This is a genomic window from Tessaracoccus pujii, from assembly GCF_054483895.1.
In genome coordinates this window covers 881,503-895,788 of record NZ_CM137012.1, presented here as the reverse complement: position 1 = coordinate 895,788, position 14,286 = coordinate 881,503, and the positions used below count along the sequence as shown (strand labels likewise).

The 14,286-nt window shown below is 72.1% G+C and carries 15 protein-coding genes; 6 read left to right on the top strand and 9 right to left on the bottom strand.

Annotated elements, in window-relative coordinates; genetic code table 11:
- Positions 1 to 110 precede the first annotated feature (110 nt).
- The 9 genes from ACX1D0_RS04360 to hisI all read right to left on the bottom strand — a co-directional run bounded on the left by ACX1D0_RS04360 (position 111) and on the right by hisI (position 7,563).
- The gene (locus tag ACX1D0_RS04360) at positions 111 to 1,295 is read right to left on the bottom strand and encodes an alpha-amylase family protein (protein WP_459019670.1); all 1,185 of its coding nucleotides are present in this window, start codon (positions 1,293 to 1,295) and stop codon (positions 111 to 113) included.
- A gap of 308 nt (positions 1,296 to 1,603) precedes the next feature.
- Positions 1,604 to 2,227, bottom strand: coding sequence for an SCO family protein (locus ACX1D0_RS04355; RefSeq protein WP_459019669.1), 624 nt, complete (start codon positions 2,225 to 2,227; stop codon positions 1,604 to 1,606).
- Complete coding sequence (gene trpA, locus ACX1D0_RS04350; RefSeq protein ID WP_459019668.1) at positions 2,224 to 3,072, bottom strand: tryptophan synthase subunit alpha; 849 nt, start codon at positions 3,070 to 3,072, stop codon at positions 2,224 to 2,226. The genes ACX1D0_RS04355 and trpA overlap by 4 nt, the downstream gene beginning before the upstream one ends.
- On the bottom strand, positions 3,069 to 4,304 hold the full coding sequence (gene trpB / locus ACX1D0_RS04345) for a tryptophan synthase subunit beta (RefSeq protein WP_459019667.1): 1,236 nt from the start codon (positions 4,302 to 4,304) through the stop codon (positions 3,069 to 3,071). Before trpB ends, trpA begins: the two co-directional genes overlap by 4 nt.
- Positions 4,301 to 5,095, bottom strand: a complete 795-nt coding sequence (gene trpC / locus ACX1D0_RS04340; RefSeq protein WP_459019666.1) for an indole-3-glycerol phosphate synthase TrpC — start codon at positions 5,093 to 5,095, stop codon at positions 4,301 to 4,303. The genes trpB and trpC overlap by 4 nt, the downstream gene beginning before the upstream one ends.
- Positions 5,092 to 5,298 carry an HGxxPAAW family protein gene (locus ACX1D0_RS04335; RefSeq protein WP_459019665.1) on the bottom strand — a complete coding sequence of 69 codons (207 nt, stop codon included), beginning with the start codon at positions 5,296 to 5,298 and terminating at the stop codon, positions 5,092 to 5,094. The genes trpC and ACX1D0_RS04335 overlap by 4 nt, the downstream gene beginning before the upstream one ends.
- 38 nt (positions 5,299 to 5,336) lie before the next feature.
- Entirely contained in the window at positions 5,337 to 5,744 is a 408-nt protein-coding gene (locus tag ACX1D0_RS04330; protein ID WP_459019664.1) for a hypothetical protein, read from the bottom strand.
- On the bottom strand, positions 5,741 to 7,228 hold the full coding sequence (locus tag ACX1D0_RS04325; protein ID WP_459019663.1) for an anthranilate synthase component I: 1,488 nt from the start codon (positions 7,226 to 7,228) through the stop codon (positions 5,741 to 5,743). Before ACX1D0_RS04325 ends, ACX1D0_RS04330 begins: the two co-directional genes overlap by 4 nt.
- The gene (gene hisI / locus ACX1D0_RS04320) at positions 7,228 to 7,563 is read right to left on the bottom strand and encodes a phosphoribosyl-AMP cyclohydrolase (protein ID WP_459019662.1); all 336 of its coding nucleotides are present in this window, start codon (positions 7,561 to 7,563) and stop codon (positions 7,228 to 7,230) included. Before hisI ends, ACX1D0_RS04325 begins: the two co-directional genes overlap by 1 nt.
- A 24-nt stretch (positions 7,564 to 7,587) precedes the next feature.
- On the opposite strand from hisI, the gene ACX1D0_RS04315 reads away from it, so the two are divergent.
- The 6 genes from ACX1D0_RS04315 (at position 7,588) to ACX1D0_RS04290 (ending at position 14,285) form a co-directional block, all read left to right on the top strand.
- Positions 7,588 to 8,196, top strand: coding sequence for a TIGR03085 family metal-binding protein (locus ACX1D0_RS04315; protein ID WP_459019661.1), 609 nt, complete (start codon positions 7,588 to 7,590; stop codon positions 8,194 to 8,196).
- A gap of 111 nt (positions 8,197 to 8,307) precedes the next feature.
- A complete protein-coding gene (locus ACX1D0_RS04310) occupies positions 8,308 to 8,514 on the top strand; it encodes a hypothetical protein (protein WP_459019660.1) in 207 nt (68 codons plus the stop codon).
- On the top strand, positions 8,511 to 9,068 hold the full coding sequence (locus tag ACX1D0_RS04305) for an RNA polymerase sigma factor (RefSeq protein WP_459019659.1): 558 nt from the start codon (positions 8,511 to 8,513) through the stop codon (positions 9,066 to 9,068). Before ACX1D0_RS04310 ends, ACX1D0_RS04305 begins: the two co-directional genes overlap by 4 nt.
- A complete protein-coding gene (locus tag ACX1D0_RS04300; RefSeq protein ID WP_459019658.1) occupies positions 9,065 to 9,538 on the top strand; it encodes a hypothetical protein in 474 nt (157 codons plus the stop codon). Before ACX1D0_RS04305 ends, ACX1D0_RS04300 begins: the two co-directional genes overlap by 4 nt.
- Positions 9,539 to 11,959: a CHAT domain-containing protein gene (locus ACX1D0_RS04295; RefSeq protein ID WP_459019657.1), complete on the top strand. Its 2,421-nt coding sequence runs from the start codon at positions 9,539 to 9,541 to the stop codon at positions 11,957 to 11,959.
- Positions 11,960 to 12,050: 91 nt separating this feature from the next.
- Positions 12,051 to 14,285 carry a hypothetical protein gene (locus ACX1D0_RS04290; RefSeq protein WP_459019656.1) on the top strand — a complete coding sequence of 745 codons (2,235 nt, stop codon included), beginning with the start codon at positions 12,051 to 12,053 and terminating at the stop codon, positions 14,283 to 14,285.
- Position 14,286: the final 1 nt, after the last annotated feature.

The following is a 14,286-nucleotide window of genomic DNA, read 5'->3' as shown; positions in this document are numbered from 1 at the left end:
ACGCTGCGGCCGGGCCGTAGCGTGGAAACAGTATGCGGGCGGCATTCCGCGGGCAAACCGATATCAGGCCCCGCGAACGAGCGTAAATAGATTGTTACCTGCTCGAAACATCACGCGAGGACGGTCACCGCGTCGCCCTGCCTGACCGTGAGCGACGCCGCCGCGAGGTCCAGACGGAATTCGGCCTCCTCGGCGCCCCCGTGGCAGCGATAGGTGAGGGCGGTGTTGTCGCGCTGGAGCACCTCTACCGACGAGCCCGCCAGCCAGGGGTGGCGGCGACGGAACGCGATGGCCGACTGGTAGGTGCGGTGCATGCTCTCCCCCAGCGGCGACAACTCCGCCGGCGAGGCCGGCAGCGGCGGGCGAACCTCGTCGTCGCCGTGCCACGCCTCGGTCTTGGTGCCGGTGAAGCCCTGCTCGTCCCCGTAGTAGATGCTGGGCATGCCGGGCAATGTCATCAGCACGGTCGCGGCGAGCGCGGCCCGCGGGGCGCCGAGGATCGTGGCGATCCGGGTGACGTCGTGGTTGCCCACGAAGATCTGCGGCAGGAACTCGCCGCAGAACCCCGCGTGACGCTCGAGGGCGTGGGCCAGTTCCCAGAGGTTGGCGTCCTTGAAGGAGCTCCAGACCGCCTTCCAGAGCTCGTACTGGGTCACCGAGGACAGCGTGGACTCGCGGATGAAGCCCGCGTAGTCACCGTGAATGACCTCACCCAGGAGCACGGCGTCGGGGAACTCGGCGCGGACGCGGGCCGCGACGTCGCGCCAGAAGCGGGTGGGCACGGCGTAGGCCACATCGAGGCGCCACCCGGCGATGCCTCGGCGCAGCCAGTGCAGCATCGCGTCGGACACCAGATCCAGGACGGCGGGGTTGTCGTGGTCGAGCTCAACGAGGGACTCGTGTCCCTCCCAGCCCTGGGGGTGGCCGTCTCGGTGGCGGATCAGCTCGGGCCGCTCGGTGACGAGGCGGTGCTCGCGGGCCACGTGGTTGAACACGCCGTCGAGCATGAGGTGGATGCCCCGGGCGCGGCCCTCGGCGATGAGCCGGTCGAAGTCCGCGTCGTCGCCGAGCCGGGGGTCGATGCGGAAGTGGTCCAGGGTGTCGTAGCCGTGGGAGACGGACTCGAAGACCGGTCCGAGCAGGAGCCCGTTGCAGCCGAGCTCGACGAGGTAGTCCAGCCACGCCTCCAGCCGCGTGAGCCGGTGGGCCGGCTCACCGTGCTCCCCACGGATGGGAGCGCCCGTCGCCCCCAGGGGGTAGACCTGCCACCAGATCGCGTGTTCCATCAGGCCCATCGGTGTCTCCTCGTCGGTCGTGCCGCCAGGCTACTCCGACCCATGCCGGTGTCGCGCTCGGCGTCGGCCGGTTCTGCGGTGGGGAGTTGAGCCGGACACGGCTCTCGCCGACACTCGATGAGCCTGATCTGGCTCTCATGGGGATGGCAGCGCTGACATCGGCTCAGCCTCGTGTTGAATGCCGTGTCAGGCTCGTGGCCCTTGACCGAGAGCCGTGTCCGGCTCATGCAGCCTCCGCAGGAGCCGTGTCCGGCTCAACCCCGCTACCGGCCAGAACCCGACGAGACGGGAAGCCGCGACACCGCGCGTCAGCCGGCGATGAGCCGCTGGAAGTCGTCCTTCAATTCGCCGGCGGACAACCCGTTCCACACCACGCGCAGCAGCCGGTCCTCGCCGAAGCCAAGCACGTAGGTGCCGTGGTCCACCTCGTAGCCGCCGGACGGCAGCTGCTTGCCGTCGGCGATGTCGATGCCCAGGCTGAGCGCCGCTGACTTGATGTCGTCGAGGCTGCCGGTGAGCCCCACGAACGAGTCGTCGACGCGGGACAGGTAGGTCTTCAGCACCTCGGGGGTGTCGCGCGCCGGGTCCGTGGTGACCACGATGAGGGTGATGTCGTCGACGAGGTCCTCAGGCAGCCGGCGCCTGGCCGTGGCCATGTCCGCCATGATGCCGGGGCACACGTCAGGACAGTTGGTGTAGCCGAAGAACAGCGCCACCGCTGTGGTGGTGGGACCGGTGGCCAGGTTGTAGGGCTGACCAAACTGGTCCGTGAGCGTCACATCCGGCAGCGGGTTCCCGCCGTCGGCCAGCGACGTGCCATGCCACTCCCCTTGCCCGGCGTTGACGCTGGCCACCGGCCCGTCGTCGGCGGGTGAGCATCCCGCCACCAGGCCGAGCGCGCCCAGGCCGAGCACGGACCGCCGACCGATCACCGGCGCGCCCGCTCCACGCCCTCGGCCAGCTCGTCGGTCAGCCGGCGCAGACGGGCCAGGTCCGTCTGCAGCTCCAGGCCGTCGGAGTCCAGGCACTTGAGCAGGGCCGAGCCGACGATGACCAGGTCCGCGTACCGACCCACCTCGGCCGCCTGATCCCCGTTGGACACGCCGAGACCGATGCCCACCGGGAGCCCCGGGTCGACGGCGCGGGCCCGGGCGGTGATCACCGGGGCGGCGTCCGAGGTGGCGGCCCGGGCTCCCGTGACGCCCATGACGCTGGAGGCGTAGACCCAGCCGCGACAGGAGGCCATGGTGAGGGCGATCCGCTCCTCCGTCGACGACGGCGCGATGAGGAACACCCGGTCCAGGCCGTGGGCGTCGGTGGCGTCGAACCACTCCGGGCAGTCGTCCGGCGGCAGGTCCGGGGTGATCACGCCGGCGCCGCCGGCGGCTGCCAGGTCCCGGGCGAACGCGTCCGGCCCGTAGGCCTCGATGAGGTTCCAGTACGTCATCACCATGGGCGTGGCTGTGGTCTGCGCCACAGCCTCCACTGCGAGGAAGGCGTCCTTCGTTCGCACGCCGCGCGCGCGGGCTTTGGCGGTGGCCTGCTGGATGACCAGCCCGTCCATGAGCGGGTCCGAGTACGGGATGCCGATCTCGACGATGTCCACGCCGCGACCCTCGGTGCCCTCGGTGATGGCCCTGACCGCCAGGATCGAATCCGCGACACTCGGGTACCCGACCGGCAGATACCCCACCAGCGCCGGGCGCCCCGTGTCGAGCGCCCTCGCGACGACCCGGCCGGAGATCCCCAACCGCGCCGGGTCCGTGAACTGGCTCATTCCATTCCCCCCACGGTCTGGTCCGGCACGCCGGTCAGGCCGAAGTATTCGACGGCGGTGGCCACGTCCTTGTCACCGCGACCCGACAGGCACACCAGGATGGAGGGCCGCGCCGACGGGTCCTCGGCCGCGATCCGCAGGCCGAGGCGTCGGGCGCCGGCCAGCGCGTGCGCCGTCTCGATGGCCGGGATGATGCCCTCGGTGCGGCTGAGCTGCTTGAAGGCGTCCATGGCCTCGTCGTCGGTGACGCCCTCGTAGACGGCGCGTCCGGTCTCCGCCAGCCAGGCGTGCTCGGGGCCGACGCCGGGATAGTCCAGGCCCGCGGAGATGGAGTGCGACTCGATGGTCTGCCCGTCCTCGTCCTGCAGCACCATTGTGCGGGCGCCGTGCAGCACGCCCAGCGACCCCGCGACGATCGTGGCCGCATGCCGCCCCGTCGCCACGCCCTCCCCTTCGGCCTCGAAGCCGTAGAGCTTCACGGACTCGTCGGGGATGAAGTCGTAGAACATGCCGATGGCGTTGGAGCCGCCACCCACGCACGCCGCGACATAGTCCGGCAGTGCGCCGTGGTCCTCAAGCATCTGCCGGCGAGCCTCGGTGGAGATGACCCGCTGCAACTCGCGCACCAGGTACGGGAACGGGTGGGGGCCGCCGACGGTGCCGATGAGGTAGTGCGTGGTGTCGACGGTGGTGACCCAGTCGCGCATGGCCTCGTTCATGGCGTCCTTGAGCGTGCGGGAGCCGGCCGCGACCGCGAACACCTCAGCGCCCAGCAGCTGCATGCGCGCCACGTTCAGCGCCTGGCGCCTGGTGTCCACCTCGCCCATGTAGACGCGACACTCGAGCCCCAGCAACGCCGCCGCCGTCGCCGTCGCCACGCCGTGCTGCCCCGCGCCGGTCTCGGCGATGACGCGCGTCTTGCCCATCCGCTTGGTGAGCAGCGCCTGCCCGAGCACATTGTTGATCTTGTGCGCTCCGGTGTGGTTGAGGTCCTCGCGCTTGAGCAGGATCCGGGCGTTGCCGCACAACTTCGAGAAGTTGTCCGCCACCGTGATGGGCGTGGGGCGGCCGGAGTAGTCGCGCTGCAGCCGGGCCAGCTCGGCCCGGTACGCCGGGTCCGCCTGAGCGTCCTCGAACGCGACGGTGAGCTCAGTCAGCGCGGCCTGCAGCGCCTCGGGGACGAAGCGGCCGCCGTAGCGCCCGAAGTGGCCCTTCTCGTCTGGCATGTTCATGCGGGAGACCTTTCTGCGGCGGTCATGAAGTCTGCGATGGCTCGGCTGGGGTCCCCGTGCCGGACCAGGGCCTCGCCGACGAGGATGACGTCGGCGCCCTGCGCCGCGACCGTCGCGGCATCGTCCGGGCGGAGGATGCCGGATTCGGCCACCCGCACCGGCCCGCCCCCGATGTGCGCCGACAGCGCGCCGAAGGTGGCCAGGTCCACGTCGAGGGTCTTGAGGTTGCGGTTGTTGACGCCGATCAGCTCGAACCCGAGCGCCAGCGCCCGGTCCACCTCGTCGACGGTGTGCGTCTCGACCAGCGGGGTCATGCCCAGGTCTGCGGTCAGGGCGCCGAAGCGGGTGAGCTGCGCGTCCGTGAGCGCCGCGACGATGAGCAGCACCAGGTCCGCGCCGTGCGCGCGGGCCTCGAGGAACTGGTACTCCTCCACCATGAAGTCCTTGCGCAGCACGGGGATGCCGACGGCGGCGCGCACGGCGTCCAGGTCCGCCAGGGACCCGCTGAACCGCCGTCGTTCGGTGAGCACGGAGATGGCGGCCGCGCCCCCGGCCTCGTACGACGCGGCGAGCGCCGCCGGGTCCGAGATGTCCGCCAGCGCGCCCTTGGAGGGCGAGGACCGCTTCACCTCGGCGATCACGGCGAGCTCGGGCGCCCGGAACCGCGGCATGGGGTCCAGCGCGGGCGCGGCCAGCTCGGCCTCGCGCATCACGTCCGCGAAGGGGACGCGCGCCCTCCGGTCTTCAAGATCCAGCCGGACTCCGGCGATGATGTCGTCGAGGACGGTCACGGCTGCCCGTAGCCCATGGCCTTCATGACCATGGCGACCACGCCGGCGATGAGGACGATCACTCCACCGGCGATGACGAGCGCCCAATTGGGACCCATCAGCGATCCGGCTGCCGCGATGATGAACCCGAGGGCGGCGATGCCCGCGGCGGTCCAGGCCATGGGGCTCTTGCCGTGGTGGTAGTACTGCGGGGTACGCGCCATTGCCGGGCCTTTCGTCGCTACTCGTGCTCGTGGCGAGACTACCCTGCGGGCCCCGCGCGGTGCACGTCCTGTTCACCTGTCGGGTCCGCGCCCTCGTCCATCGCCTTCCAGAGATCGACGGGGTGCTCCCCGGCGGTCCGCGGGCGCGCCACCCAGCCGGGCCCCCACCAGGCCATGGCCAGCAGACCCACCAGCGCCACCAGGAACCCGACGAGCGCCACCCACTGCCCGGCCTGACCCGCCCACCCGGCGGAGGCCACGGCGAGCACCACCAAGGAGGTCCCGAGGACCCGGAGCGGCACGCCTCGCAGCATCAGCGACAGGCCCAGCCCGGCGGCCACCGCCCAGGCCAGGGAGGCCACCGCGCTGCCGCCGGCCTGCGCCGAGAAGCCCGCGGTCAGCGCACCGGCCAGTGCCAGCAGCGTCACCGGCCACCGTCGCGTCACGCGGTGCCCATCGCCTCGGCACGCGCCAGCGCCGTGATCACGGCCTGCGCCTTGTGCCGGCACTCGGCGTCCTCGGTCTCCGGCACCGAATCCGCGACGATGCCCGCACCGGCCTGCACGTGGGCCACGCCGTCGGAGAGCACCGCGGTGCGGATGGCGATGGCGACATCCGAGTTGCCCGCGAAGTCGAAGTACCCGACGACCCCGCCGTACAACCCCCGCCGCGACACCTCCAGCCTGTCGATGATCTCCATGGCACGGACCTTCGGGGCGCCCGAGAGGGTGCCGGCGGGAAAGCAGGCCAGCACCGCGTCCAGCGCGCTGCGGCCAGGCGACAGGCGCCCTGAGACGGCGGCCTCGAGGTGCATGATGTGGCTGTAGCGGTGGATGTTCATGAACTCGTGCACCGTGACGCTGCCGGGCTTGCAGATCCGGCCGAGGTCGTTGCGGCCCAGGTCCACCAGCATGAGGTGTTCGGCCTTCTCCTTGGGGTCCGCCAGGAGCTCCTCGCCCAGTCTGCGGTCGTCCTCCGGCGTCGCGCCGCGGGGCCGCGAGCCGGCGATGGGGCGCGTGGTGACCAGGCCGTCCTGCACGGTCACCAACGCCTCCGGGCTGGATCCGACGACGTCGAAGCCGGGCAGTCGCAGCAGGTACAGGTAGGGGCTGGGGTTGGTGAGCCGCAGCGCCCGGTACACCTCCAGCGCGTCGGAGGTGACGGCGACGTCGAAGCGTTGGGACACCACGATCTGGAACGCCTCCCCGGCGCGGATCTCCTCCTTGGCCTCCTCCACCATGGCCATGTACTCGGCGGACGTGCGCTGGCGACGGATCTCGGGCGTCACCGGCGCGCCCTCCTGCGCGGCCAACGACGGCCGGGGGGCGCGCACCTTCTCCGCCATGTCCTCCACGGCCGCGACCGCCCCGTAGTACGCCCGCTCCACGCCCTCGTCGGTGCCGTCGAAGTTGATGGCGTTGGCGATCAGCCACAGGTCTCCCGTGTGGTGGTCCAGCACCGCCACCTCGCTGGTGAGCATCATCACCAGCTCCGGCAGCTGGAGGTCGTCGACGGTGCTGTCCGGCAGCCGCTCGAGTCGGCGGACCACGTCGTAGCCGAGGTAGCCCACCATGCCCGCGTGGAAGGGCGGCAGGCCCTCGACGATGGGGGTGGCCAGCTCGAGCAGGGTGGCGCGCAGCACCTCCAGCGGGTCGCCGTCTCCGACGCCGACGAGGTGGTGCCCGATCCAGTGCGCCTTGCCGTCCTGCTCCGTGAGGGTGGCGGCGGTGCGGACCCCGATGAAGGAGTACCGCGACCACACGCCCGCCTCGGCGGACTCCAGCAGGAAGGTGCCCTCGCGGGCGCCGCACAGCGCCTGGTACACACCCACCGGGGTGACGTCGTCCGCCAGCAGCTTGGCGTACACACTGATCACCCGGCGGTCCAGGGCGAGTTCGGTGAACTCCTCCAGCGACGGGGTGATCCTCATCAGAGCTCCCCAGCCGTGAGGGGGGTGAAGAAGCACGTCCGGTTGCCGGTGTGGCAGGCGGCCCCGACCTGGTGGACGCGCAGCAGCAGCGTGTCGCCGTCACAGTCCAGGGCGACGTCCACCACCTCCTGCGTGTGACCCGAGGTCTCCCCCTTGACCCAGTACTCCTGCCGCGACCTCGACCAGTACGTCGCCCGGCCGGTGGTGAGGGTGCGGCGCAACGCCTCGGCGTCCATCCACGCCAGCATGAGCACCTCCCCCGTCTCGGCGTCCTGGGCGACGGCGGGCACGAGTCCGTCGGAGTTGTACGCGATGGTGGCAGTCATGGGTGACATTCTGCCCTGCCTAAGCTGGGGGCCATGACCTTCGCCCAGCGCCAGCGCGCCGCCCTCGTCGACCTCCTGCGTGACCTCGGCCCCTTCGCCCCCACCCGATGCGGGGGGTGGCAGACCCAGGACCTCGCCGCGCACCTCTACGTGCGCGAGCACCGCCTCGACGCGCTGCCGGGCATCGCGGTGCCGCAGTTGGCCGGGCGCACCGAGCGGATCCAGACCGAGGAACTGCACCGCCTCGGCTACCCGGCGGTGGTCGACGCCGTGGCCCGCCCGGGTTGGATCATGCGGCCGCTGGACAAGCTGGTCAACACCAGCGAGCTGTTCATCCACCACGAGGACGTGCTGCGCGCCAACGACGGCGGCCAGGAGCTCACCGCCGCGGAGCAGCAGGAGTTGTGGCCGGTGGCGAAGTTGCTTGCCCGCAAGGCGCAGGTGGCCTACGGCGGGCGCGTGCTGATCACCCGCACGGACACCGCGCAACAAAGTGCCCTCGGGCAGGGCAACCGCCCCATCCATCTCTCCGGGCTGCCGTCGGAGCTGGTGCTGCTGCTCAGCGGGCGTGACGCGGACGTCGCGGTGGGAGGTGAGCCGGACGCCATCGAGGCCTGGCGGGACGCCGTCTCGGTCCTCTGACCGGAAGGCGGCTCGCGTCTGCTCGGTCCGCGGTGGAAGATGAGGTATCAGGGACGCGACGGCTCGCTCTTTACCGGTGAAGTCCTGAGGTCCGATCCCCGGAGGTGCCCCATGTCACCCTCACCGCGCTGCATCCTCGATGCTCACGCCCCTGCGCGCCGCGCTCCCCATCGCGGGACGTTCGCGCCGCAGCCCTACTACGTCCCCATGCCCTACTACGTGCCGATGCCCTACTACGTGCCCATGCCCTACTACGGCTCGGCCCGGCGGCCTTCCAGACCCGCGACGTCCCTGGCCCCGGCCGGTCGGGCGCCGTGACGGCGTCGCTGGCCACATCCGCCGCCGAAGCGTTCGTCGCTTTCCGCGAAGGAGACACTGCCCGGTTGGGCGAACTCGTGGCCCTCCTCACCCCGCCACTGTGGGCGGTGGCCCGGTCCTCGGGCCTCACCCCTGCGCAGGCGGAGGATGTGGTGCAGACGGCGTGGCTCGCGCTCGTGAGCAAAGCGTCGACCATCGTCGAGCCCCAGGCCGTCTTCGCGTGGCTCCTGACCACGACGAAGCGGGAGGCCTGGCGCGCGGCGCGCGTGCCCGCCACGGCCGAGCTGAGCGACGCCGTGGCGGCGCGCGCCCCCACGCCTGATGCGGTGGCCGAGAACCACGACCTCAGCCGCCGCCTCTGGGCCCACGTCAGGCAGCTCAGCCCCCGCTGCCAGGCGCTGCTGCGCGTCATCGCGTATGCCGCCGCACCTGATTACGCCACCATTTCGGCCGCGCTCGGCATGCCGGTCGGCTCCATCGGCCCCACCCGGGGACGGTGCCTGGCCACGCTGCGCCGCGCGCTCGCCGACGATCCCTCCTGGAGCACCGCATGACCACCAACGACGCCCTTCAGCCCCTCGACGCGGACGACGTCGCCCTCTTCGGCGCCCTCGCCACCGCGCAGGCCGAGCTGGACCCGCTGCCCATCGGCATGATGGAACGCCTCACGTTCGCGCTGTCGCTGGCGCTGATGAACGCCGAGCTGGCCGCCCTGGACGGCCGGCCGCTGCTGGCGGCCCGGGGCCTGGACCCGGCGGTGACCGACACCGTCACCTTCACGGCCTCTACCCTCAGCCTCATGGTGGTGCTGAGCGAGGTCGACGGTGGGGTCCGGGTGGACGGCTGGGTCACCGGAGGCGGCGTCACGGTCGAGGCCCGCACGTCGGACACCGTCGATGTCCGCGTCTCCGACGCCACCGGGCGCCTGGTCTGGCCGTTGGTCCCCCACGGCCCGCTGCGCTTCCTCATCCAACCCAACCGCCCCGACCAGCGCCCCGTGGTCACGCCTACGATCGAGGTGTAGGTGATCGATTCCGCACCGGAGCTCTATGAACGGGCCCGTGCGGCGCTCGCGGAGCACCGCACGGCTGAGGCGAGTGCGCTCCTGAGCCGGGCCGCGGGCGCATGCCCGTCCTCCGATGTGGAGCTGGGGCTGCGGATCCGGATCTCGAGGGCGTGGATCACGTTCGAGGAGCAGGGCTGCGCGCCGGCGCTGGAGGCGCTCAGCGCGGCCGCGGCGGAGGCCCGCGCTCGCGGGTTGCCGCACGTGGCGCGCACCGCGGAGGTCCAGGCTGGCAGCCTGCTCGCCCGCTCCGGTGACCGCCCGGCCGCCTGGCGCGCCCTGCGCGGCATCGACCCGGACTCCCTGGCCGCGCCGGACCGGATGAGGCTGCTGCTCAACCGCGGCACCATCGCCTCCGAGTTGCGGCGCTTCGACGAGGCCGCCGCGGACCTCTCGCTGGCCGCGGACCTGGCGGACGAGCTCGGCGTCCGCCCCGTGTCGTTCATGGCGCGGCACAACCTGGGCTGGGTCCGGTTCCTGCGCGGCGACCTGCCCGCCGCGCTGCGGGAGATGCATGACGCCGAGGCCCTCGACGTGGACCTGGATCGCTCCGTGGCCCGCCAGGACCGGGCGAGGGCGCTGGTGGAGGCCGGCCTCATCGACGACGCCCACGAACTCCTGCTGATGGCCCGCGAGGGCCGTCCGGGCGCCCAGCAGACGGCTGAGGTGGACCTGGATCTCGCCCGCTGCGCACTGCTGCTGGGACACCCCGACGAGGCGCTGGAGCGCAGCCGTGCCGCGGCCCGCGTCTTCCGGCGCCGCGGCGCCGACGGCTGGCACCGCCGGGCGGTGCTGCTCCAACTCATGGCCCGGCCCCGGATCGCGGCGGCCCGGGCGCTGTGGGAGGCGTCCCTCGAGGTGGGCGACAGGCTGACGGCCGCGCAGGCGGCGGCGGCCGGGATGCGGGCCCCGTCGGCCAGGGACGCCGACGTCGCGGATCTCACCCCCGACGTGGCGTGGCTCTCGCGCTCACCCGTCGTCTCGCTGCGGCTGGCCGGGCTGGTGGCGCTGGCTACCGCCGCCGCCCGGCGTGGCGACGCCGACGAGGCGCGCCGGGTGCTGAGGCGGGCCAACGCCACGCTGGTCCACTCGCAGCTCGGCCTGGCCAGCCTGGACCTCCGCACCGCATCCGCGCTCCACGGGGAGGCGGCCGCGGCGTTGGACCTGGAACTGGCCGCGCCCCGCGGGCCCAGCGCGCTCGTCGAGGCCGCCGAGAGGTGGCGCGCCGCCACCCGGCCCCAGCCGCGGGTCAGCCCGGCGGCGGACCCCCGCGTCCGGGAGGCAGCCACAGAACTGCGGCGGCTGCGCGCCGAGTTCGATCCCGCGGGGCCCAGCGTCGAGGATGACACGCGGGCCATCGTCGCGGGCGAGCGCGAACTCCGCTCCCTCACCTGGGGCGCGGTCACCGACCTGCCGCCCACCGCCACCACACTGACCGCGGCGGCCCTGCGCCGCGCGGCACGCGCGCACGGCTGCAGCCTGGTGGTCACCGTCCGGAGGGGCGACACGGTGATGGCTGTGGTGCTGGGCGAGGGCCCGGATGTCGTGCTGTCCCTGGGCTCGGCCGAGCGCGCCGCGGAGCTGGTGGAGGCCGCGCGGGCGGACCTCACCGCCCAGGCGAACCTGCATCCGGCCCACCCGCTGGCGGGCGCGGTCGCGGCGTCCCTGGACGCCCGCCTGGCCGAACTCGGCGGCCAGGTCGCGGCGCCGCTGGAGGACCTGCCCGGCCAGCTCGTCGTGGTCCCCACCCGCGTGCTGGCCGGCGTGCCGTGGCTGGCGCTGCCGCAGCTGCGAGGCCGTCCGGTCACCGTCGCGCCCACGGCCTCCAGCTGGGCGGCCTCCGGCAGGGTGGTGCACCGCCCGCGGGTGAGCGTGCTGATCGGGCCGGCGCTGCCGTTCGCGGCCCAGGAGGCGGACGCCATCTCGGGCTGCTGGCCGTTGGTGCGGGCCGTGGGATTCCCCGAGGCGCTGGCCGCCGACGACGTGGTGCACGTGGCGGCGCACGGCGAGCACCGTGGCGACAACCCTCAGTTCTCCAGCCTCCTGCTCGCCGACGGGCCGGTGTTCGCCCACGAGCTGGAGGACATCGCGCTGCGGGCCAGCCACGTGGTGCTGTCGGCGTGTGAGGTGGGGCGCGCCACGCACCGGCCCGGCGACCAGCCCCTCGGCCTCACCGCGACCCTCCTGTCCGCGGGCGCCGTCTGCGTCATCGCCCCCGTCGCCCCCATCGGCGACGAGTTGGCGGCCGCCGTGATGGCCGCCTACCACGCCGAGCTCTGCGGCGGGGCCGACGCAGCGACGGCGCTCGCCAGCGCCACGCACTCCCACCCGAGCGCGGGCGCCTTCGTGTGCTTCGGCGCCCCGTGGCGCGCCACCGTCTGACCGGAGTCGCGACGTATCACAGTGCGCCGTTGGCCCTCCTGTCTCATCGACGGTGCACTGCGCATCGAGACTGACTAGGAAAGGCGCAACCATGGTTCAGGCAATGGGTCCCACCTACGCCGGCGGCACCCAACCCATCACCAAGGACGGGTACGACGTGCTCTACCTGCCCGACGTCAACAACCACGAGCTGATCGCCCAAGGCGAGGCCCCGGTCTTCTACTACATCCCCAACCGCATCCGGATGGCCCGCAAGGAGGGGCCGGACAAGGGCGATTACCTGTTCAACCTGGTGCGGTTCTCGGGCACCGGCGGCGAGGGCGTGATCGGCGGGGGCGGGGACGTGGCCGGCGGCATCCTCACCTTCTCCGTCACCGGCGCGCTGCCGGAGCAGACCAGGCGGCAGGCCGAGGCCGCCATCACCGCCCAGATGGTCGACAGCACCGACGTGTTCTGGGGCATCAAGAACGCCCGCAAGCCACCGATGTTCCGCCCCGCGGTGATCGCGCAGACGACCACCAGCGTGTCCAACATGGCTCCCACACCCACCGGCTTTCCGACGGCCGACCAGCCCACCCGCGGCGCCCGGCCGCGCGGCTTCCGCACCGTCGGCATGCCCGCCAACCGGGCGCTCACCCGCGACCCGGAGCCCGGCGACACCCCGGCCACCGACAACAACCTGGACCCGTGGTACTCCATGATGCAGGGCCAGGGCAGCGGCTCGATCGACCCCACGGGCACGCACGCCTTCTCCGGCCTGCTGGGCGTCTACCCGGCCAACATCGCCTGGGCCGCCTTCCACGGCACCGCCAGCCCGCTCATCGTCATCCAGAACTTCAAGCTGAAGGTCTGGTCCCCGGTGTGCACCATCAAGATCGACGGCAACTGGGACTCGGTGTTCACGCACTTCTCGGCCGCCGCGTCGGGCCGCTACCTGTGGGCCAAGGTGGACGCGCAGGCCGAGTTCAACAACATGCGCAAGTCCGGCACGATCAAGGTCGACGTCAAGGTGGACACCACGTTGCCCGGCGCCGACGAGATCGCACGGAAGATGGATGAGCGTTCGGATCTGGTGTTCAACAAGTTCATGGAGATGGCACAGAAGACCATCTTCGATCAACCTCAGCCGGACGTGGAGGCCGCGCAGGCCTCCTCCGGCGGCTCGTTCTTCTCGCCCTGGGGCGTGGGGCTGTCGCTGAAGTACCGCCGCGACGAGAGCCACCTGGACCTGCACTACGAAGAGACCCGGCAGTTCGCCTACCTGCAGGACCACACCATCTCCAGCTCCCTGGCCGGCATGGCCGATGAGATCAAGGCGGATCCGGAGGCGGAGCGCAAGTACTTCCTCACCGTCTACCTCGACGACTGGCCGCAGCGCCTCGCCCGCGTGGTGCGCCCCGTGGCGAGTTGGGAGGACCGCACCGTGCAGTTCCTGTCGGTGCAGATCGGATACCCCAACACCGGCGGCGAGCTGAACTGGCAGGGCCACAGCTTCTCCGGCAGCGACGGCAACGACCCCACGTGGAAGTTCCAGACCGCCAAGAAGGTGGCCGGCGATGTCAGCAACCCGCCGGCCGGCTGGACGCCGGACCTCACCTACGTCAAGCGCAAGGTGCACCTGGCCGAGCCGCCCAGCGAGGCGCTCAACCCGTACCACCGGGTGCAGATCGAGCGCAACGTGATCGACCTGGATCCCGAACCCAACGGCACCCTGCTCAACGACACCACGCTGGAGGTTCGCGCGGACAACGCCGGCCGGATCGCGGTGGGTCCCATCGGCCTGGGCGTGATGCTGGAGGACCGCTCGCAGACCGTCGAGGTGGTGATGGAGGCCACGGACCGGGAGTACCGGCCGCTCGGCCTGGCGCCGGTGCGGTTCCGGTGGGGATTCGAGGACGTCGACGCGGACCGCAGCTGGACCATCTTCTCCGGTGATCCCGAGATGTTGCCCTACTACCGCTATCAGGTCTCCGCCACCGTCAAGGGCACCCTTTTCCGCAAGGGGCAGAGCTGGACGGGGCCGTGGGTCAACGCCAACGGCAACGGTCCCCTGATCGTGGACGTGCCCCCGCCGGACGCCGAGGGCGTGGTCACGCGCTCGCTGACCGAGGATCGGGTCCGCAGGCTCCGCGAGCTGGCCGCGCCGTCGAGCCGGGAGCTTGCCGCCGACGACCAGGTCTACGCGCTCGCGGCGGTGGCGGACGAGGCCCCCGAGGCCGACGCCCAGCCCGAGGCGGCCCCCGAGGCCGACGCCCAGCCCCAGGCGGCCCCCGAGTCCCGCGAGGCGCGCGGGACACCGGCCACCTTCCTGTCCTACCCGCTCTGAG

Bases quoted from the DNA above. Each gene is read 5' to 3' on its own strand.
- ACX1D0_RS04360 (WP_459019670.1), bottom strand. From the start codon at position 1,295: ATGGGCCTGATGGAACACGCGATCTGGTGGCAGGTCTACCCCCTGGGG.
- trpA (WP_459019668.1), bottom strand. From the start codon at position 3,072: ATGAGCCAGTTCACGGACCCGGCGCGGTTGGGGATCTCCGGCCGGGTC.
- trpB (WP_459019667.1), bottom strand. From the start codon at position 4,304: ATGAACATGCCAGACGAGAAGGGCCACTTCGGGCGCTACGGCGGCCGC.
- ACX1D0_RS04335 (WP_459019665.1), bottom strand. From the start codon at position 5,298: ATGGCGCGTACCCCGCAGTACTACCACCACGGCAAGAGCCCCATGGCC.
- ACX1D0_RS04325 (WP_459019663.1), bottom strand. From the start codon at position 7,228: ATGAGGATCACCCCGTCGCTGGAGGAGTTCACCGAACTCGCCCTGGAC.
- hisI (WP_459019662.1), bottom strand. From the start codon at position 7,563: ATGTCACCCATGACTGCCACCATCGCGTACAACTCCGACGGACTCGTG.
- ACX1D0_RS04315 (WP_459019661.1), top strand. From the start codon at position 7,588: ATGACCTTCGCCCAGCGCCAGCGCGCCGCCCTCGTCGACCTCCTGCGT.
- ACX1D0_RS04310 (WP_459019660.1), top strand. From the start codon at position 8,308: ATGTCACCCTCACCGCGCTGCATCCTCGATGCTCACGCCCCTGCGCGC.
- ACX1D0_RS04300 (WP_459019658.1), top strand. From the start codon at position 9,065: ATGACCACCAACGACGCCCTTCAGCCCCTCGACGCGGACGACGTCGCC.
- ACX1D0_RS04290 (WP_459019656.1), top strand. From the start codon at position 12,051: ATGGTTCAGGCAATGGGTCCCACCTACGCCGGCGGCACCCAACCCATC.